Source organism: Neisseria sp. HMSC31F04 (assembly GCF_001807735.1).
In the GTDB taxonomy this organism is placed as follows: Bacteria; Pseudomonadota; Gammaproteobacteria; order Burkholderiales; family Neisseriaceae; genus Neisseria; species Neisseria elongata.
Window position 1 is genome coordinate 5,806 of the sequence record NZ_KV790753.1, and the last position, 919, is coordinate 6,724.

At 53.3% G+C, this 919-nt stretch carries 1 protein-coding gene and 1 pseudogene; both read right to left on the reverse strand.

Annotation, left to right across the window (positions count from 1 at the left end; translation table 11 throughout):
* Positions 1-703, reverse strand: a 703-nt coding sequence (locus tag HMPREF3107_RS00250; protein WP_070451915.1) for an integrase core domain-containing protein, incomplete at its 3' end; no start/stop codon positions are given.
* A gap of 144 nt (positions 704-847) precedes the next feature.
* Positions 848-919: pseudogene (locus HMPREF3107_RS11695) on the reverse strand (IS1595 family transposase); the annotation flags it as partial.

Here is a 919-nt window from a genome sequence, read left to right on the forward strand (position 1 = left end):
TATAGAAATTAACAAAGCGGCACAACTCCTTTTGCCGGTGTTCCGAGCTGTCGAAACTCTGCTTTTCATGCCACATCTCCATCAGGGTGCGGATAACCCGCTCCGCCTTACCGTTGGTCTGCGGACGGGCAACCCGGGTAAACTTTTGACCAATCCCGTTCTCATAACAGGCTACACCGAAAGCATGGTTGGCCGAGCCTTTGTATTCCGTACCGTTATCGGAGTAAACGCACTCAATCAGGTGTTCGGTCAGAAACTTGGCGGCGCTGTCTGCGGTTTTGTCCGGCAGAATGGCCGCGTATAGCTCTCTTGAGAAATCGTCGATGGCGACAAACAGATAATCCAGCTTATCGGTGGCTTTCTGCCCTTTGGGCAGCGGCAGCCGTTTGGTGTCGAGATGCACCGGCTCTCCGGGGTAGGATTTATTGTAGCGTTTGGCCTGCTCTTTGAGCTTTTCCTGAATGCCGCGTCCTACCTTGGCTAGGCGTTTCATTCCGTACTTTGCCTGTTTGAAACGGTTGTTGGTACTGGTTTGGGGTTTGAGCAGCTTGCCCCTTGCGGCTTTAAGTGCGCGATAGATGGTGACGCGGCTGACTTGGTAACGGCGTGCCAGGGAGGTGACGCTTTCCTTCCCCTGCGTGTAGGCCAGCCAAATGGCTTGGCGGTGGTGCGGGGTGAGGCGGGTGTCTTTGTGCATGTTCATGTCAGTATTCTCCTGAAATACTGTAAACAACGCTAGGGATTTCTACATATAAGCATGGCATACTGTTCAGACGGCCTTCGGCCTTAATCCCACCCGTTCCACCAGCGGCGGGCGGTTTTCTTTTGGGGCTGTACTAGATTAGCCCTAAATTCTACACCAATCCCGCAGGGTTTTTAGCTGCCGGGACGGCGTGCCGAAGTTAAACCGAAATTCACA